Raw genomic sequence first — 17,965 nt, 5'->3', positions numbered from 1 at the left:
TGGTTGAGCGTTAACAAATCATATTGTAATACTATATGGCTTTTAAGCAATAAAACCACACTTAGGGAGGAAATCGTGGTGAAATTCAAAAAGCTTGCAGTGTCAACTGCGGCACTTGGCGTTGCGCTTGGTCTTTCATTTGCGGCACAGGCTGAAATGATGATCGGCTTTTCGCAGATCGGGTCTGAAAGTGGCTGGCGGACGTCTGAAACCGCATCGATCAAGGCCGAAGCTGAAAACCGCGGTATTGATCTCAAATTCTCCGATGCGCAGCAAAAACAGGAAAACCAGATCAAGGCTGTCCGTTCCTTCATCGCACAGGGCGTTGACGGCATTCTTCTGGCCCCGGTGGTTGAAACCGGCTGGGATCAGGTCCTGAAAGAAGCAAAAGATGCCGGTATTCCGGTGGTGCTGGTGGATCGCGGCGTTGACGCCAGCGAAGACCTGTATCTGACTAAGGTGGCATCGGACTTCGTGGTTGAAGGCGCGCTTGCCGCTGCATGGCTTGCGGCGGAAACCAACGCGGTTTGCGATGTTGTCGAATTGCAGGGCACGGTTGGATCATCCGCGGCCAATGACCGCAAAGCCGGGTTTGAATCGGTTGTTTCGAACTTCCCGGGCATCAATATCATCCGGTCGCAGTCGGGCGACTTCACCCGTTCGGGCGGCAAGGAAGTGATGGAAAGCTTCCTGAAGGCCGAAAATGGCGGCAAGGATATCTGTGCGGTTTATGCGCATAATGATGACATGGCACTTGGTGCTGTGCAGGCCATCAAGGAAGCCGGTCTGAAACCGGGGACCGATATTCTGATCGTTTCGATTGATGCGGTGCCCGATATCTTCAAGGCGATGGCCGATGGCGACACCAACGCCACGATCGAGCTGAACCCGCATCTGGGCGGGCCGTCCTTTGACGCGATCAAGGCCGCCAAGGCCGGTCAGGAAGTTCCGAAATGGATCAAGGCAAATGGTCCGCTTTTCCTGCCTGATACCGCAGCAGAAGAATACAAAATGCGCAGCAAATAACATGTCAGTCGGCACCGTGATCCCTGGGTGACGGTGCCGGTTGCGTGGCTGGGTAGCGGGTGTGACGTGCTTCGGCTTTGGCCGGGGTGCGTCGCGCCGTATCAGGAACAAAAATCAAAAAACAGGGAGAGGGTGAGGAACATGTCAAACGCCGCACTTTCTGACGGGGGACGCGACACCGTACTTTCGGTGCGCGGTGCGGGAAAATTCTTTCCCGGGGTCAAGGCGTTACAGGATGTCGATTTTGACCTGAAACGCGGGGAAATTCATGCCCTTTTGGGAGAAAACGGGGCGGGAAAATCCACCCTGATCAAGGTGATTACCGGGGTGCATCCGCGTGACGCCGGGGCGGTGATGCTCGATGGCATCGAAATCCATCCGCAGCATCCGGGTGATGCGCAAGGGCTTGGGATTTCCACGGTCTATCAGGAAGTCAATCTGGTGCCGACCCTGTCGGTTGCCGAAAACCTGATGCTTGAACGCCAGACGCGGAAATTCGGCCTTATTTCATGGAAAAAGACCGAGGCCGATGCCAAGGCCGCCCTTGAAACACTGGGGCTTGATATTGATGTCAACCGGCCGCTCGGGTCCTATTCGGTGGCGATCCAGCAGTTGGTGGCGATTGCGCGCGCGGTTGCGCTGGATGCCCGGGTTTTGATCCTGGATGAACCGACCGCATCGCTTGACGGTGATGAAATCCAGACGCTTTTTCGCATCATGCGTGACTTGCGCGACAAGGGGCTGGGCATTGTTTTTGTTACCCATTTCCTGGATCAGGTTTATGCGGTTACTGACCGGATCACGGTTTTGCGCAACGGGCGGCTTGTCGGCACCTTTGTGACCAGGGACCTGCCGCAGATTGATCTGATCAATCATATGCTGGGCCGTGAACTGGCCGAGGTCAGTGCGCACCGCCATCAGGATGAGGGCAGCTATGCCGGGCCAAAACGGACCATTCAGGTCAAAAATCTTGGCAAGAAACGGGTGCTGGAGCCGGTGTCGCTTGATCTGAATGCGGGCGAAATCGTTGGTCTGGCCGGGCTTTTGGGTTCCGGGCGGACGGAGCTTTCCGAACTGATATTTGGCAGTCAAAAGGCCGATAGCGGCCTTGTGTTTCTGGATGGGGAGCCGGTGATGTTGCGGTCGCCGCGCCATGCCATCCGGTCGGGATTTGGGCTTTGTCCCGAAGACCGCAAACAGGATGGCATTGTTGCCGAACTCAGTGTGCGCGAAAACATCGTCCTGGCCCTTCAGGGGCGGCGCGGATGGCTTCGCCCGATCCCGCGTGCCGAGCAACAGCAATTCGCCGATGACATGATCAGGGCCCTTGGCATCGCAACACCGGACAGTGAAAAGCCGGTCGGGCAGCTGAGTGGTGGTAATCAGCAAAAGGTCATTCTGGCGCGCTGGCTGGTGTCCAAGCCGATCCTGCTGATCCTTGATGAACCGACACGCGGCATTGATGTCGGTGCCCATGCCGACATTATCAAACTGATCAAGGAACTGTGTGACGAAGGATTGGCGTTGCTTGTGGCATCAAGCGAGCTTGAAGAAATCGTTGCCTTTGCCGACCGGGTTGCGGTGATGCGTGATCGCGAAAAGGTATCCGAACTGGTGGGGGCGGAAATCACCCAGACCCGGATCATCGAGGCGATTGCACGATGACCAGTTTGCAGGACAAAAAGAAATTACGGGAAAGCAGCACCATGTCTGCATCTTCTTTGATAAGTCGGCCGTGGTTTGGCCCGGTCGCGGCACTGGTTCTGATCGTGCTGGGCATTGGGATCATTTCGCCGGACTTTTTCAATATTCGCATTGTTGACGGGCATCTTTACGGATCGCTGGTCGATGTTGTCCATCGCGGGGCATCAACCGCCCTTGTCGCCGTGGGCATGGCGATTGTGATCGGAACCCGCGGCATTGATTTGTCGGTCGGTTCGATCATTGCCATTTCGGGTGCCGTCATGGCGGTCCTGATCCGTGATACCGATCTTCATCCGGCGGTGATCATTCTGGCCGCCCTTGGTGCCGGGATTTTGTGCGGGCTTTGGAATGGCATATTGGTGGCGTTCCTTGATATTCAGCCGATCATTGCGACCCTGATCCTGATGGTGGCCGGGCGCGGGATTGCGCAAATGATCACCGATGGGCAGATCGTGACATTCCATGGCGCGTTTTTTGAGGCGATTGGCAGCGGTTATTTGCTGGGCATTCCATGGCGGGTGATCATTGCCGCGGCGGTGATTGCGGCAATCTTTTTCGTGATGCGCAAAACCGCCCTTGGCCTGTTCGTGGAATCTGTGGGTGGCAATGCGCGCGCCAGCCGGGTGGCGGGCATTGATGCACGCGGCATCAAGCTGATGGCTTATGGGGCATCAGGGCTGTGTTCGGCCTTTGCCGGGATCGTTATTGCGGCCGATATTCGCGGGGCAGATGCCAATAATGCCGGGCTGTGGCTTGAACTTGATGCGATCCTGGCGGTCGTGATCGGCGGGGCATCCCTGATGGGCGGGCGGTTCTTTATTGGCATGACGGTGATTGGCGTTCTGATCATTCAGGCGCTAAGTACCGGTATTCTTCTTTCGGGGTTGCCGTCGCAATATACCCTGATCGTCAAGGCGGCCGTGGTGATGATTGTTCTTCTGGTGCAGGCACCGAAATCCCGCCAACTGGTCGGGCAGGCGATGGATCGCATCAAACGGGGAAAAGCCGATGAAAATTAATGAACGTTTTTACCCGATCCTTGCAACGCTTGCGGTTCTGGCATTGCTGTATGGTTACGGGATTTTTGAACATCGCGCCTTTTCCGATACTTACGTTCTGGGCGCGCTTCTAACCGATAACGCGTTCCTGATCATTACGGCCGTGGGCATGACATTCGTGATCCTTTCGGGCGGTATTGATTTGTCGGTTGGGTCGATGATTGCCTTTATCGGGGTCCTGATGGCCGAACTTGTTACCGGGTTTGGCATGCATCCGTTAATGGCGGCCTTGATTTCGCTGATTGTCGGGGCGGCATTCGGGGCTTTCATGGGCGTAATCATTGCCAAGTTTGATATTCAGCCCTTTATCATCACGCTTGCCGGCATGTTCTTTTTGCGCGGGGTGTGTTTCCTGATCAATCTGGATTCCGTTCCGATTGACCATCCGTTTGTCGCAGCCTTTAGCGGGTTCAAAGTGCCGCTGCCCGGACGTGGATGGCTGACGGCATCGGCGTTGCTCATGCTGGCGACCGTGATTGGCGGGGTGGTGATTGCCCATTACACGCGTTTCGGGCGCAATGTCTATGCGATTGGCGGGGATCGTCATTCGGCCGAACTTCTGGGCATTCCAGTGCATGGCACGATCATTCGCGTCTATACCCTGTCGGGCTTTTTCAGTGCGCTTTCGGGTGTGGTCTTTGCCTTCTATACCGCATCGGCCTATCCGCTGGCAGCAGTCGGGGTGGAGCTTGATGCGATTGCCGCCGTGGTGATTGGCGGAACGCTTTTGACCGGGGGCATGGGCTTTGTGATGGGCACGTTCTTTGGCGGGATCATCATGGGCGTGATTCAGACCCTGATTGCCTTTGATGGATCACTCAATAGCTGGTGGACCAAGATCATGATCGGGGCATTGCTGTTTGGCTTTATCGTCCTGCAACGCCTGATCACAAGGTCGTTTTCGGGCATGCGGGCCGGGGCGACCTGACAGAGGGGCGAACCAGACGACACAACACATGCCGCTTGGGGCGGCCCGCAAAGGGTCGCCCCGTTTTTATTGCGGTTAACATCCGTAACAGGCTTTGCCAAAATCGTCGCAGACTTCTGCGATTTTGGCCTTCAAATTGGGGGCATCCTGTTCTTCGGCCTTGAAGCATGCGCTCCCTGCTGTTCCGGATTGAAGCGTGTTGCCGATGACGAAATTGTAGTGGGTGGAACCACTGCTATATGTCAGGAACTTCGTGTCGCAATGCAGGTGAGGATATCGACCGCCATCGTTTTCACCTGTTTCTGTGTAGTAGGTCTGATTGGAGCAATATTCTTTTTTCAGGTTTGCCTTGGCACTCGATGCGGCAAAACTGACGGCGCAGAGCATTGAAAATGCGATCACAAGATGTTTCATAACATCCTCCGTTGACGAAAAAAAAAACGGGCCAAACAGCCCGTTTTTGCGACGCGTGAAGATGTGTCTTGTGACTTAAGTTCGGTCCCTAAAGCCCGATCTTGTCCCAGTCGTGATCGACCGACATGCCAAGTTGCTGGCGGAGCTGGCGCATGGTGCGGCGAAGCAGTTTGTGCATGGTCGCGCGGGCCTCGTCCGGGTCGCGGTGGCTGATGGCGGCATAGACCGCATGATGATCGGGAAGCGATTGCACATGGGCCTTGGGACCACCGGACGACAGGCGGAATGATCCGATCAGGGCGGTTTCAATCAGCATGCCGAATGATTTCATGAAATCGTTGCCAGATGCATTAAGGATCGCCTGATGGAATTGCAGATCGGTAAGATAGACCGCCTCGGTCCCCGGTTCGGCCTTTTCCATGGCGTCATAGGCATCGCCAATCGCCTTGATTTCATCGGGCGTTGCGCGCACAGCAGCCATGGCGACCGTATTGGGTTCAATGATCAGACGCGTTTCAAACAGCGCATACAGGAATGCCGGGTCCGGGTCCGGGAAGTGCCAAGACAGGACATCAGGGTCCAGAAGGTTCCAGCTTGACCGCGGTTTGACACGCGTACCAGTTTTCGGACGGCTTTCAATCAGGCCCTTGGCCGACAGGATCTTGATCGCCTCGCGCAGGGCCGTGCGCGATACATCAAGGGATTCACTTAATGCCGCCTCGGTCGGAAGCACATCCCCCGGCGCCAGCTGGCCCGAAACAATCCGTGCACCAAGATCATGGGCAACTATGCTGTGCAGGCTGCGTTTGGCGTAGGTTCTTGACATCGACGACATTAAATTCCCTCCGGCATGGCCATGGGCCAGGACCTTGTAAAAATGCAAAACGGCAAAAGGCCCGCTTTGATATTATTCATATAATATGAATTAATTTCGAGGGCAACTTATCTGACCCCTCCAACGCTTTGTGTTGCAAAGCATATAATTATTTCGGGCAGGGGTGCCGTGATCGGCCGTGAAGTGCCAAAGGTCACGTCGTTATAAACTACTGCGCGACAGATCGAAAGAATTCACTTCACCCGTTTGTCGCTTGACAGGCCCGGATATCCTGATCATTAATGTTATTGTATGAAGAATTAAAAACATAATTTTCAGGAGGAAGCATCATGATCACGGGCCGGATGACAATGCCGCAAAACTGATCCGCACAGTTGCCCGATGCGGGCAATTGGCACCACAACCCGTTTTACGGACAGGTGTCTTTTGCGCTGCACATATCGGCAATGATTCCTATTCTGAACATTATGGAATGCAAATCCGGATCGCGTGCGGGGTGGAGTCCCCGTGCCGGACCGGCAGAGAGACACCAAAAGAGAAACCACACGACGGGAGAAGCACCGATCATGTCTGATCGCATGCCGACACACTATACCAGCCTTGAAGATAAATCGGTATTCATCACCGGTGGCGCATCGGGTATTGGCGACGCCCTTGTTACCGCCTTTGTCGAGCAGGGCGCCAAAGTCGCCTTTGTCGATATCATGGAAGATGCGGGCAACGCCCTTGTCGAAAAGCTTTCAAAAGACGCGCGCAATGCGCCGGTCTTTATCAAATGCGACCTGACCGATATCCCGGCCCTTCAGGCCGCGGTTGCCAAGGCCGCCGAAATCAACGGGCCGATTACCGGGCTTTTGAACAATGCCGCCAATGATACCCGCCACAAATGGCAGGACGTGACCCCGGAATACTGGGATGACCGCCAGGCAATCAATATTCGTCCGTCCTTCTTTGCCATTCAGTCCGTCGCCCCGATGATGCAAAAGGCCGGCGGTGGTGCCATCGTCAATTTCGGGTCGGTCAGTTGGATGATGGGGCAGGGCGGCATGCCGGGCTATACCACGGCAAAGGCCGCAACCCACGGGCTGACACGCGGCATGGCGCGCGATCTGGGCAAGGATCATATCCGGGTCAATACCCTTGTTCCGGGCTGGGTGATGACGCAGCGCCAGCTTGATCTTTGGGTTGATGAGGCGGCCGAGCGCGAAATCGATGAACGCCAGTGTCTGAAGAACAAGGTGATGCCACAGGATATCGCGCGCATGGCGCTGTTCCTGATTTCCGATGAAAGCCGGATGTGTACCGCCCAGAACTTCATTGTTGATGGCGGCTGGGTCTAGGGCGGTTTTGCCCGTGGCGATCAAGCCAACATTCACATAACCGACAAAGATCATTCAGGACGAACTTTCATGAGACTGGTTCAATACAAGGATACCGCGGGTGCGCAGCATGTTGCCGTGGTCGAAGACGAAAACACCCTTATCCCGCTCAAGGGCGTTTCCACCACCCGTGAACTTGCGACCATCGCACTTGCCAAAAACATGACGATGATCGAAAAGGCGAAAATTCGCATGGGGGACGACCGCGTTAATTATAACGAGGTTGTCCGTGACGGACGCCTTTTGCCGCCGATTACCCATGTTGATCCGGCGCATTTCCTTGTCACCGGGACCGGGCTTACCCATCTTGGTTCGGCCTCTGCGCGTGCAAACATGCACAAGGCCGACAACAAGGCCGCCGATGAAACAGATTCCATGAAGATGTTTCGCATGGGCGTCGAAGGCGGCAAGCCCAAGGCCGGTGAACATGGTGTACAGCCCGAATGGTTCTATAAGGGCGATGGATCCATTGTCGCCAATCCCGGGGCGGCGATCCCGAGCCCGTCCTTCGCCCTTGATGGCAGCGAGGAACCGGAAATTGCCGCGGTTTATATCATTGACCATGACGGAACCCCGGTGCGCATCGGCTTTGCGATCGGGAACGAGTTTTCCGATCATGTGATGGAGCGCCAGAACTACCTTTATCTGGCGCATTCAAAGCTGCGCCATTGCGCGATGGGGCCGGAATTGCTGCTGGGGGATCTGCCTAGCCATGTCGAGGGGACCTCGCGTCTGTATCGCGATGGCAAGGTGATCTGGGAAAAGCAGTTCGTCAGCGGCGAAGACAATATGTCGCACTCGATTGCCAACCTTGAATATCACCACTTCAAATATGACCTGTTCCGCCGCCCGGGTGATGTGCATGCGCATTTCTTTGGCACGGCGACACTCAGCTTTGCCGATGGCATCACGACACAGGACGGTGATGAATTCGAAATTTCATCAGCCCTGTTTGGCCGCCCCATCCGCAACCGCCTGATGGTTCAGGCAGAACGCCCGGTTGTGGTCAAAGCCATCTGATTTTTCGGGAATTCGCGTAATTCCAAAGGGCGTAAAAGCCCAGTCTCCCTCCGAACGACACCAACTTCCCCGGCGCAGCAATGTGCCGGGGTTTTCTTTTGCCGCATTGGCAATGCAGGCGTAACATGCCTGAAAACAAAGATCGGCCCGCAAAAAGGAGCGTTCAGATGAGGAAGGTGATTGTATCGGCCTTTGTGTCGGTTGATGGCGTGATGCAGGCTCCGGGCGGCCCGGACGAAGACATCGCCGGCGGATTTGAATTTGGCGGCTGGACTTTCCATTATTGGGACGCGGAAATGGGCAAGATCATGGGGGATCATTTATCCGCATCCTATGATCTGCTGCTGGGGCGATATACCTACGATATTTTTGCAGCCCACTGGCCCTATGCCGGCGATGATGACCCGATCGGGCAGAAATTCAACAGTGTTACCAAATACGTCGCGACATCCGATCCCGACAGTCTGAGTTGGCAAAATTCGGTGGCGCTTGATGGTGACATTATCGATGCCATTCGCACGCTTAAGGCGGGGAATGGACCGGATTTGTTGACACAGGGAAGCAGCAAGCTTGTCCAAGCCCTTATTGCCAATGATCTGGTTGATGAATATCGCCTGTGGGTGATGCCCGCCATCCTTGGCAAGGGCAAGCGCCTGTTTGGCAACGACGGTGCGCCAACCAACCTGACGCTGGTTTCAAGTCAGGCCTTTTCGACGGGCGTGTGCCTGAATATTCTGCGTCCGGACGGGGCTGTTAAATGCGGGTCCTTTGCCCATCACGCCCCGTCGGATGCAGAACGTGAAAGACAGCGCAAAATGCGCATCGCCGAAGGGCTTGCCTGATTTGATCGAAGCCTATGTGCAGGGTGGTCAAATGTAAAAAAAGCAGCGGATGACCCGCTGCTTTTTCGTTTGTGGTGTGATCTGTGTTGCAGGTGGTGCGAGGGATCAGGCCTGTTCGCTGACAGCCGGGGCGGGGCGCAAGACAGCGGTAACAACGACCGAGGCAACGACAAGGGCGATGCCGCCAAGTTCAAAGACGCCAAGTGCGCCGATGAAATCAAACATCACCCCGCCAATGATGGCGCCGGCCGCGATTGCGGTTTGAAAACCGGCAACCAGAAGCCCGCCGCCGCTTTCGGCTTCATCGGGAACCATGCGGGTGATCCAGGTCGACCAGGCAACCGGTACACCGCCAAACGCCATGCCCCAGATCGCGACCAGAACGATGGTCGGATTAAGCGCGCCATTGATCAGAACCATGGCAAGGGCGCAAAGCCCCATGATGAAGGGCATCAGGGCAATGGTCATGCGCAGTGATCGCGCAATCAGCGCACCGGCCAGATGGGTGCCGAAAAAGTTGGCGACCCCGAAGCCCAGCAGCACCCCGGAAATCCCCGCCGTTGCCACACCCGTGACGTTTTCAAGGAACGGGCGGACATAGGTAAACAGGGCAAAGTGCCCGGTAATGATGATGACCAGTGACAGCAGCCCGAATTTCATGCCCGGACGATTGATCAGATCAACAAGGGTGCGCAGCGATGCCCGTCCGCGCGGTGGCAGGGACGGCAGGGTTGCGAACTGTACGACGAAGGTAATGACGCCGATCCCGGCAGCCAGGAGAAATACCGCACGCCAGCTGATGATATCGCCAAGGAAGCTGCCCACCGGGGCGGCAAAGACGGTGGCAGCCGAAACGCCACTGAACATGATGGCAAGCGCACGCGGCACATGGTTTTCGGGCACCAGTCGCATGATGGTTGCCGCCGACATTGTCCAGAAACCGCCAAGGGCGATGCCCAGAAGAACGCGGCCAACCAGCAGGAAGGCAAAATTTTCTGCCGACGCAACGATGATGCTTGAAACCACCAGCAATATCGAGAAAGAAAGCAGGACATTGCGGCGGTCAAACCGGCGGGTGACGGTGGCAATCAGAAGGCTTGTAATCAGGGCCAGAAAGGCCGTTGCCGAAATGGCCTGACCGGCGAGGCCTTCGGACACCGAAAGGTCGGACGCAATCGGGGTTAGAAGACTGACCGGCAGGAATTCGGCCGTGACCAGCCCGAATACCCCCAGTGTCATTGAGATGACGGCGGCCCATGCAGCAGGTGCTGGCGCGACGGCGGACGTCTGCGCGGGCCGGGCGTCGGATTGTGGTTCACTCATGCGGAAGTCCTTTTAAAGGTGTTTGTGCATTGCACCTAAAATAGACTGGACCGTTCGGACGATCTATGACAGTTTGTCTGGATTAATTGATCAATCGTCCGGAATGTCATGTCCCCCATCCCGAATGCCGCATTCAACAGCCCGTCAAACCATATCGAAGGCCAGTTCAACGAAGCGGGCCATGATATGGTTAATGACCTGCTGTCGGGGGTGCGACTGCGCGGACTGGATTATCGCCGGATCGAGATTTCCGCACCTTATGGCCTGCGCTTTGGCGAGGACATGGATGACACCCGTGCCTGGTTTCACTTTATCGGGCAGGGCACAGTTCATCTGCGTACCAAAAGCGGGGCAGTGCATGTTCTGGGCTGCGGGGATGCGGTATTGCTGCCCTGTGCTGGCATTCACGATCTTTATAGCGAAGATGGCGTTGCCATGCGCAGTGTCGATGCCTTTGAAAAGGCACCGCTTTGTGATGCGGCGTCTGAAATTCGGGCGTGCGAAGCGGATGCCTGCCGGTCAAAGGACAATCTGATTTTCAGCTGTGCGATGGAATTTGATCTCGGGTGGTTGCATCCGCTGGCGCATCTTAAGCCCGAGGTGATGCATATCGAAACGGTGCCCGATCATGATCCGCAAATCCCTGCGATTTTGGATGTTATGACCGCCGAACTGCGCGCCAAGCGCCCGGGCTATGGCGTGATCCTGACAAGGCTTGCCGATGTGGTGGCAGCCGCCATCCTGCGACGCTGGGTTGAGGCGGGTTGTGATGTGTGTGGCTGGGTCGAGGCCGTGCGTGATCCCAAACTTGCGCGGTTGCTGGCCGCCTTGCACAAGGAGCCGGGCCGTAACTGGTCGGTTGCCGATATGGCATCGGAAATGGGGATGTCGCGATCGGTCTTTGCCGAACGGTTTGTCGAACTGACCAAGGCCACCCCGCAGCAATATCTGACCAATTTGCGCATGCGTCTGGCCAGCCAATGGATCGGGCGTGAAAACCTGTCGCTTGACGAGGTTGCCGAACGGCTTGGCTATGCCTCGGTCGCGGCATTCAGCCGTGCGTTCAAGCGTACCACCGGAAAATCACCCGGCGCCATCCGTCATATGGATTACGCCGCGCCGTAAAGGGCCTGGCGGGCGGTTTGTGTTGCCGATCGCAGATGATCAAGCAGACTGTCGCGATGCTGGCCAAGGATTGCCGGTGATGCGCCGAAAACCGAAAAGCCTGAAATCATTTTGCCATGCTGGGTCGTGATCGGAACGGCAATGGCATAAATATCGTTTTCACGTTCACCATTATTGGTGGCAAAGCCCTGTTGACGGATCGTTTGCAGTTCGTCCCGAAGGGTTTTTATGTCGGTGATGGTGTGATCGGTCATGCCACGGAGTTGGGCGTTCTTGAAATAGCGGTCCTGATCGTCAGAACCCATATGCGCCAGCCATAATTTGCCATGGGCCGTGCAAAAAGCATCCAGTTTCGAGCCGATCCGGATATCGACATAAAGCGGCCGGTCGGGCAGGGACTTGGCGATGCAGACCGCCATGTCGCGATCAAATTCGGTTGCCATGCAGGCTTCCCCGGTGTCACGCGCCAGCTGATCAAGGATCGGTTGCAACAGGGTTGGCAGATTGCCGTCATGCAAAACCCGTTCGCCCAGATCGGCAAACATATATCCCAACCGGAAGACCCCGCGTGACGATGCCCGCAACGCACCGGCATGGACCAGTGTGTGCAAAAACCGATGTGCGGTAATCATATTGATGCCAAGCGCGTCTGCGGTTTCCTTTGCCGTCAGTTCGGATTTCCCCGCCGCAAAAATATCCAGAATTTTAAAGGCCTTCAGGACAGATCCATTGAGCTGGCTGGTCATGATTTTCCATTCACATAAAACGCCACGGGTCTAAAGCCGGACGCGATGCTTGACGCCGCCCAGATTTAAATAATAAACTATATTATAAATCATATTTCAAATATAGAAATATTGAAAGAGTAAAACAAGAGGCGTCTGATGACAAACGACACGCGTGACAAATCCGGTCAGATTACCCTGACCGCCGGCGGGGCGGTTCTGGCCCGTATGAAGGCGATCGGGATTGATTATATCTTTGCCAATTCCGGCACCGACTTTCCGCCGATCATCGAAGGTCTGGCCGAAGCCGCAGCAAAGGATATCGATCTTCCCAACGCTTTGATCATGCCGCATGAAAATGCGGCGATGGGCATGGCGCACGGCTATTACCTTGCGACCGGAAAAACGCAGGCCGTTATGGCGCACACCAATGTCGGTCTTGCCAATTGTGCGATTGGCGCGATCAATGCCGCGACCGAACATGTGCCGGTCGTTCTGATGTCGGGTAGAACCCCGGTAATGGAAAAGGGCCGCCTTGGCGCGCGCACCGTTCCGATCGGCTGGGGCCAGGAAATGCGCGATCAGGCCGCCTTGGTGCGCGAAAGTTCGAAATGGGAATATGAACTGAAATTCCCCGAACAGGTGCCCGAAGTCGTTGATCGTGCCTATGCCATCGCATCATCGGTGCCCAAGGGCCCGACCTATGTCAGTCTGCCGCGTGAGGTTCTGTGTGAACCCTGCCCGGGGGACGAGATTGACGGGCCGCTTCGCATGCAGCCGGTTCCGGTTGCCCCGCCGCAAGCCAGTGTCGAGCAGGCCGCAGACATTCTTGCCGCTGCCAGGAACCCGGTGATCATTGCCCAGCGCGGGACAGGAACGGCCGAGGCATTTGGCCGTTTTTCCGAACTGGTTGATCAGTGGGGCATTCCGGTCGTGCAATATTGGGCGATCCAGCTTGCCATCGGTACCGAACATCCGATGTTTGCCGGGATGGATCCGGCACCCTGGCTTAAGGATGCCGATGCGGTAGTGGTGATTGATTGTCTGGCGCCCTGGTCACCCGATATCCATACGCTGCGTCCGGATTGCAAGGTGGTTCAGATCGGTCAGAACCCGCTTTATTCCCGTTTCCCGGGGCGTAACTTTGCCGCCGACATCTCGCTTGTTGGCGAGACCGGTGATGTCATCATGATGCTGGCAGATGCCATGGATCGCCGCCATGCCGATCATGCCGCGACCTGTTCGGATCGTCGGGGCAAAATTGCCACGATCAATGCCGAAACCCGCAAAAAGGCATTGGCGATGGCCGATGCCGGGGCAGTGGACCCGATGACCAAGGCCTTTGTATCGCGCTGCCTGTCCGATGCGATTGCCGGTCGTGCGGCAACCGTCTTTTCCGAGCTTGGCTGTCCGTTGGAGCCACTTTCACTGTCGGAGCATGGCAGCTGGTATCAGGAACCGCATTCCGGTGGTCTTGGCTGGTCATTCCCGGCATCAATGGGCTATCAGTTGGCCGACAAGGATAAGCTTGTCGTCGCGACCATGGGTGACGGATCATACATGTTCGCCAACCCGACGGCCTGCCATCAGATCGCCGAGGCGCTTGAGCTTCCGATCCTGATCCTTGTTCTGAACAATAATGAATGGGGGGCGGTGCGTCAGTCGGTGGCGGGGATGTATCCAAACGGCTATGCGGCGAAAACCAATGAAATGCCGCTAACAGCCCTTAAACCCAGCCCGGATTTCACCAAGGTCGCCGAGGCCAGCCGCGCCTGGGTCGCCAAGGCCAAGCGCCCCGAAGACCTGCCAGGTATTCTGCGCGATGCGATCAAGCATATCGACACCAAGCGTACCCATGCGCTGGTTGAGGTAACGATTGCGCCGTAAGGCTCGATCATTCCTGTTGCCATGTTGTAGCGCCCGGCCTTGTGCCGGGCGTTTTGCGTATTAATGCCTGCTTTGTCGGCAGAATGGAATCCCTGCTTGCATCCTGTGCAATTTCATTATTTCATTGCGTAATGCTTTGAATTGCCTGCCCGGAAGGAGCCAGTATGGATCGTGTTGTCGGAACCTCGGGACGGATTGCGTTTGCCAGCGCGATGCGCAACCTGCTTGCAGATGTTTATCCCGAACACGATCACGAAGCGCTGGTGCTGCGCGTTTTTGACGAGCTTGGACTGCCGGTCGAAGGTGACGGGCCGGAACCCAAGGAAGAAAACCTGCGCAAATGGGATCAGCGCGATGCGTTTCTGATCACCTATGGCGACAGCATCCATCAGGACGGCAAAAAGGGTCTGCAAAGCCTTGGTGAATTTCACCGTAAATGGCTGAAAGACTGGCTTACCGGCATTCATATCCTGCCATTTCATCCCTTCACATCCGATGACGGATTTTCAGTCAGCGATTTTAGCCAGCTTCGCACGGAACTTGGCGATTGGGGCGATGTCGAGGATCTGGCAAAGCACGGCACTGTGATGGCCGATCTGGTGGCCAATCATATTTCGGCGTCGCATCCCTGGTATCAGCAATTTCTGGCCGGTGAAAAGCCCGGTGTTGACTACATCAAAACCGCAAGCCTTGAAGATGATCTTTCCGATGTGGTGCGCCCGCGCAGTCATGCGTTGCTGAATGATGTCGTGACCAAGGATGGCGAAAAGTTCGTCTGGTGCACCTTCAGCTATGATCAGGTCGATCTGGATTACGGCAACCCGGATGTGTTTTTCGAAATGCTGCGCGTGGTGCTGAATTACCTGAAGCATGGCGTGCGCGTGGTGCGGCTTGATGCCATCGGCTTTATCTGGAAAGAAGTCGGAACGACATCCATCAATCTTGATCAGACCCATAAACTGATCAAGGCCATGCGCCTGGCCTGTAATGCGCTTTATCCCGATGTGCTGTTTATTACCGAAACCAATTTGCCGCTTCTGGAAAACCTGTCCTATTTCGGCAATCAGGATGAAGCACACCTGATTTACAACTTTTCGCTGCCGCCGGTGATCATTCATGCGTTGCTGAGCGGGCGAAGCGACTATATCCGCAAATGTATCATGGCGATGCCACCGGCCCCGGCGGGCTGTACGTTCTTTAACTTTACCGCCAGCCATGATGGCATTGGCCTGCGCCCGGCCGAAAACCTTATTCCCGATGAGGATATTGATGGCCTGCGCGAGCATGCGCTCAAGATGGGCGGGCAGGTCAGTTACCGCGCGCTTAAGGGGGGCGGGCAAAAGCCCTATGAGCTCAATGTGACGCTTTACAGCATGCTGGCGGAAAACTTCGCCGGTGAAGCGACCATGGGGCTTGAACGGTTTGTGATGAGCCAGGCAATTGCCATGTCGCTTGAAGGGATCCCGGCGATCTATGTCCAGACCATTCTGGCAACGGAAAATGATCAGGCAGCGTATGAGGAAACCGGTATTCCGCGCCGCCTGAACCGCAAGATCTGGAAGCTTTCCGATGCAGAACGGGTTCTGTCGGAAGATGGTCCGGCCAAATCGGCGTTTGATCAGTTGCGCGCGCTTATGTCGATCCGTATGGGGCAACCTGCGTTTCACCCCAATGCCACGCAATATACCCTTAATCTCGGCCCGGATTTGCTGGGCATCTGGCGGCAGTCGCATTTGAATGAACAAAGCATTTTCTGTGTCTTTAACCTGACCGAGACCCAACAGGATCTTGATCTTTCGAAGATCAATCTGATCATGACCGAAGGCTGGCAGGATTTGATTACCCAGCAAGTGATCGAAGATTACGACGGCATCATGAAACTGGCGCCCTATCAGATCGTGTGGATTTCCAACCGGGACGGGCGCAACCGCACCGAAAGCCGGTTGCTGCAACGCTATCGGGATGCCATGCCGGTCTGATCGGTTTTTCAGATTGTGCAAAAAATACGCAGCCGATGCGTTTATCGTTGCGTCACAAAATGTGCTTTGCAAAACTCGTGTCCAGATAGCAGGACATAGAGGGCAATTTACGCACATGGCGTATGCGCAGGAAATCGAAATTCCGCACTTGCCCGATGATACAGAAAGCCGCGTCAGAGCCTATTACGAGGTCTGGCAAGCGGCGGCAAAGGGTGGCAAGGTTCCTGACCGAAAGGTGCTGAACGGTCATGTTCTGGCGCCTTGGGTCGATGATATCTGTATCTATGAATATCTTCCGCAAAAACGTGATTTTATCATCCGCATCGATGCCCCGAACATCATCGAGGCCAGCGGCGAAGATTATCATGGCTGTTCACCCCGGCAGATTGATCTGGATTTTGGCACCACATTGCACGCGACATTGCTTGAGGTGATTGATCACGGCAAGCCGGCCTTTCACCGCATCGGTTATGAACGCAAGGTCTGGGAAGAATGGCTGCGTCTTTTGTTGCCTGTGCGGGCAACAGACCGGCAAGGGCGGGTTATCGAACAGGTTTTCGTCACCCACTTCTTTTATCGCGGGGCATCGTGATTATTTGGCTTTCATACTTGTTTCGGGGCGTGATTTCCCCACGTGCATATCTGGGAAAATGCCATGATACCATCACGCGCGCTTGAATCAGCAGACACCGAACTGGACGGGTTGCCCGAGGACGTTGATGTCCGGGTCATAGCGCTTGTCGACACATGGTATGATGCATGGACCCAGACCGGAATAAACAGCGTGCCGTCACGCGCCATTCTGAATGCGGAACGTCTGATCCGCTGGCGCGACGAGATCAGTGTTTACGAATATCTGCCGGTCCGGAATGACTTTCTGGTGCGTATTGATGCACCGTCAATTGTTGCAGCCACGGGCGAAAATTTTCAGGGATCCACCCCGCGCGAGATCGACCTGAAATATGGCACCTGTCTGATGGCGGCATTGCTAAAGACAATGTACGAAAAGCGGCCGACTTTTCATTATGTGAATGTGGCCGAAAATCATGCCAAACACCGTCATTGGTTGCGTGTCCTGTTGCCGGCGCAAACCATGGACCAGTTTGGTGACCCGATCTATCAGGTGCTTGGCGCACGTTTCCCCTACGAGCCGATGCACTATATCTGACGGATGTGCAATGGCCGGGCTTGGTGGTTCGCATGACAAGGAAGTGCCGCTGGATCGGCTTGGCGCGGATGCACCGGCCGGGGCGCATGCGCTTCTGGCATTGTGGGGCCGGGCAGCTGCGCGGGGTAGAATTCCGACCCGTTGCGACTTTACCCCGGATACGCTGTCACCATGGATTGATGATATCAGCATCTATGAATATCACCCGGACAAGGATGATTTTCAGATTTTGCTCGAAGGTGAAAGCATCATTGCGCTGACCGGCGAGGATTGGCGCGGTGCCTTTGCCCGTGAAGTGGATTGCCATTTTTCAACTGCATTGCATGCGGCCCTGTCCGCGGCACGCAAAACAGGCAAGCCGCAAATCCATCATTTGCAGATATTTCAAAAAGACTGGCGCAAAGGGGTGCGGCTGTTATTGCCGGTGGTTCTTGAACGAAAAGGCCAGGAAGACGTTCTTCAGGTCTTTCTGGCCATATTTCCATTCCCCGATCATACGCAATAGCAGCGAACCGCAAGCGCGTTCGAAGCAGCGTGCCGGATCAATCCCCG

The 17,965-nt window shown here is 55.6% G+C and carries 17 protein-coding genes; 13 read left to right on the top strand and 4 right to left on the bottom strand.

What is annotated here, in order from left to right:
- Positions 1–78: 78 nt before the first annotated feature.
- The 4 genes from M9H61_RS05715 (at position 79) to yjfF (ending at position 4,716) form a co-directional block, all read left to right on the top strand.
- Entirely contained in the window at positions 79–1,026 is a 948-nt protein-coding gene (locus tag M9H61_RS05715) for an ABC transporter substrate-binding protein (RefSeq protein WP_305879851.1), read from the top strand.
- A 141-nt stretch (positions 1,027–1,167) separates the two neighbouring features.
- Complete coding sequence (locus M9H61_RS05710; protein WP_114113982.1) at positions 1,168–2,691, top strand: sugar ABC transporter ATP-binding protein; 1,524 nt, start codon at positions 1,168–1,170, stop codon at positions 2,689–2,691.
- Between the two features lie 41 nt (positions 2,692–2,732).
- Positions 2,733–3,749 carry an ABC transporter permease gene (locus M9H61_RS05705; RefSeq protein ID WP_250283874.1) on the top strand — a complete coding sequence of 339 codons (1,017 nt, stop codon included), beginning with the start codon at positions 2,733–2,735 and terminating at the stop codon, positions 3,747–3,749.
- A complete protein-coding gene (yjfF, locus tag M9H61_RS05700) occupies positions 3,739–4,716 on the top strand; it encodes a galactofuranose ABC transporter, permease protein YjfF (RefSeq protein ID WP_101246397.1) in 978 nt (325 codons plus the stop codon). Before M9H61_RS05705 ends, yjfF begins: the two co-directional genes overlap by 11 nt.
- A 75-nt stretch (positions 4,717–4,791) precedes the next feature.
- On the opposite strand, the gene M9H61_RS05695 is transcribed toward yjfF, so the two are convergent.
- Both M9H61_RS05695 and M9H61_RS05690 read right to left on the bottom strand, forming a co-directional pair.
- Positions 4,792–5,130 (bottom strand): hypothetical protein, encoded by a 339-nt coding sequence (locus M9H61_RS05695; RefSeq protein ID WP_250283872.1) that lies wholly within the window; start codon positions 5,128–5,130, stop codon positions 4,792–4,794.
- Positions 5,131–5,218: 88 nt separating this feature from the next.
- Positions 5,219–5,965 (bottom strand): FadR/GntR family transcriptional regulator, encoded by a 747-nt coding sequence (locus M9H61_RS05690; RefSeq protein WP_068517326.1) that lies wholly within the window; start codon positions 5,963–5,965, stop codon positions 5,219–5,221.
- A gap of 566 nt (positions 5,966–6,531) precedes the next feature.
- On the opposite strand from M9H61_RS05690, the gene M9H61_RS05685 reads away from it, so the two are divergent.
- The 3 genes from M9H61_RS05685 (at position 6,532) to M9H61_RS05675 (ending at position 9,206) form a co-directional block, all read left to right on the top strand.
- Positions 6,532–7,305, top strand: coding sequence for an SDR family NAD(P)-dependent oxidoreductase (locus M9H61_RS05685; protein ID WP_250283870.1), 774 nt, complete (start codon positions 6,532–6,534; stop codon positions 7,303–7,305).
- A gap of 69 nt (positions 7,306–7,374) precedes the next feature.
- On the top strand, positions 7,375–8,364 hold the full coding sequence (araD1, locus tag M9H61_RS05680) for an AraD1 family protein (protein WP_250283868.1): 990 nt from the start codon (positions 7,375–7,377) through the stop codon (positions 8,362–8,364).
- A 167-nt stretch (positions 8,365–8,531) separates the two neighbouring features.
- Entirely contained in the window at positions 8,532–9,206 is a 675-nt protein-coding gene (locus M9H61_RS05675; protein WP_250283867.1) for a dihydrofolate reductase family protein, read from the top strand.
- Between the two features lie 105 nt (positions 9,207–9,311).
- Here M9H61_RS05675 and M9H61_RS05670 read toward each other — a convergent pair whose 3' ends face one another.
- Positions 9,312–10,529, bottom strand: a complete 1,218-nt coding sequence (locus M9H61_RS05670; protein ID WP_068517330.1) for an MFS transporter — start codon at positions 10,527–10,529, stop codon at positions 9,312–9,314.
- Positions 10,530–10,637: 108 nt separating this feature from the next.
- Here M9H61_RS05670 and M9H61_RS05665 point away from each other — a divergent pair, with 108 nt between their 5' ends.
- Positions 10,638–11,654 (top strand): AraC family transcriptional regulator, encoded by a 1,017-nt coding sequence (locus tag M9H61_RS05665; protein ID WP_250283865.1) that lies wholly within the window; start codon positions 10,638–10,640, stop codon positions 11,652–11,654.
- On the opposite strand, the gene M9H61_RS05660 is transcribed toward M9H61_RS05665, so the two are convergent.
- Positions 11,639–12,400 (bottom strand): IclR family transcriptional regulator, encoded by a 762-nt coding sequence (locus M9H61_RS05660; protein WP_250283863.1) that lies wholly within the window; start codon positions 12,398–12,400, stop codon positions 11,639–11,641. The genes M9H61_RS05665 and M9H61_RS05660 overlap by 16 nt on opposite strands.
- A gap of 138 nt (positions 12,401–12,538) precedes the next feature.
- On the opposite strand from M9H61_RS05660, the gene M9H61_RS05655 reads away from it, so the two are divergent.
- The 5 genes from M9H61_RS05655 to M9H61_RS05635 all read left to right on the top strand — a co-directional run bounded on the left by M9H61_RS05655 (position 12,539) and on the right by M9H61_RS05635 (position 17,918).
- Positions 12,539–14,266: a thiamine pyrophosphate-requiring protein gene (locus M9H61_RS05655; protein ID WP_250283861.1), complete on the top strand. Its 1,728-nt coding sequence runs from the start codon at positions 12,539–12,541 to the stop codon at positions 14,264–14,266.
- Positions 14,267–14,430: 164 nt separating this feature from the next.
- Positions 14,431–16,245, top strand: coding sequence for a sugar phosphorylase (locus tag M9H61_RS05650; protein ID WP_250283859.1), 1,815 nt, complete (start codon positions 14,431–14,433; stop codon positions 16,243–16,245).
- 115 nt (positions 16,246–16,360) lie between these two features.
- Positions 16,361–16,837 carry a hypothetical protein gene (locus tag M9H61_RS05645; RefSeq protein WP_250283857.1) on the top strand — a complete coding sequence of 159 codons (477 nt, stop codon included), beginning with the start codon at positions 16,361–16,363 and terminating at the stop codon, positions 16,835–16,837.
- Positions 16,838–16,900: 63 nt separating this feature from the next.
- Positions 16,901–17,413 (top strand): hypothetical protein, encoded by a 513-nt coding sequence (locus M9H61_RS05640; RefSeq protein ID WP_147250646.1) that lies wholly within the window; start codon positions 16,901–16,903, stop codon positions 17,411–17,413.
- A gap of 10 nt (positions 17,414–17,423) precedes the next feature.
- Positions 17,424–17,918, top strand: coding sequence for a hypothetical protein (locus tag M9H61_RS05635; RefSeq protein WP_250283855.1), 495 nt, complete (start codon positions 17,424–17,426; stop codon positions 17,916–17,918).
- The last annotated feature ends 47 nt before the right edge of the window (positions 17,919–17,965 follow it).

Source organism: Thalassospira sp. GO-4, from assembly GCF_023588965.1.
In the GTDB taxonomy this organism is placed as follows: Bacteria; Pseudomonadota; Alphaproteobacteria; order Rhodospirillales; family Thalassospiraceae; genus Thalassospira; species Thalassospira povalilytica.
Note: the sequence above shows the minus strand (reverse complement) of the source record. Positions and strands in the feature narration are given on the sequence as shown.

Coding starts and splice junctions, on each gene's coding strand:
- M9H61_RS05710 (WP_114113982.1), top strand. CDS start 1,168: ATGTCAAACGCCGCACTTTCTGACGGGGGACGCGACACCGTACTTTCG.
- M9H61_RS05705 (WP_250283874.1), top strand. CDS start 2,733: ATGTCTGCATCTTCTTTGATAAGTCGGCCGTGGTTTGGCCCGGTCGCG.
- yjfF (WP_101246397.1), top strand. CDS start 3,739: ATGAAAATTAATGAACGTTTTTACCCGATCCTTGCAACGCTTGCGGTT.
- M9H61_RS05695 (WP_250283872.1), bottom strand. CDS start 5,130: ATGAAACATCTTGTGATCGCATTTTCAATGCTCTGCGCCGTCAGTTTT.
- M9H61_RS05690 (WP_068517326.1), bottom strand. CDS start 5,965: ATGTCGTCGATGTCAAGAACCTACGCCAAACGCAGCCTGCACAGCATA.
- M9H61_RS05685 (WP_250283870.1), top strand. CDS start 6,532: ATGTCTGATCGCATGCCGACACACTATACCAGCCTTGAAGATAAATCG.
- araD1 (WP_250283868.1), top strand. CDS start 7,375: ATGAGACTGGTTCAATACAAGGATACCGCGGGTGCGCAGCATGTTGCC.
- M9H61_RS05675 (WP_250283867.1), top strand. CDS start 8,532: ATGAGGAAGGTGATTGTATCGGCCTTTGTGTCGGTTGATGGCGTGATG.
- M9H61_RS05670 (WP_068517330.1), bottom strand. CDS start 10,529: ATGAGTGAACCACAATCCGACGCCCGGCCCGCGCAGACGTCCGCCGTC.
- M9H61_RS05665 (WP_250283865.1), top strand. CDS start 10,638: ATGTCCCCCATCCCGAATGCCGCATTCAACAGCCCGTCAAACCATATC.
- M9H61_RS05660 (WP_250283863.1), bottom strand. CDS start 12,400: ATGACCAGCCAGCTCAATGGATCTGTCCTGAAGGCCTTTAAAATTCTG.
- M9H61_RS05655 (WP_250283861.1), top strand. CDS start 12,539: ATGACAAACGACACGCGTGACAAATCCGGTCAGATTACCCTGACCGCC.
- M9H61_RS05650 (WP_250283859.1), top strand. CDS start 14,431: ATGGATCGTGTTGTCGGAACCTCGGGACGGATTGCGTTTGCCAGCGCG.
- M9H61_RS05645 (WP_250283857.1), top strand. CDS start 16,361: ATGGCGTATGCGCAGGAAATCGAAATTCCGCACTTGCCCGATGATACA.
- M9H61_RS05640 (WP_147250646.1), top strand. CDS start 16,901: ATGATACCATCACGCGCGCTTGAATCAGCAGACACCGAACTGGACGGG.
- M9H61_RS05635 (WP_250283855.1), top strand. CDS start 17,424: ATGGCCGGGCTTGGTGGTTCGCATGACAAGGAAGTGCCGCTGGATCGG.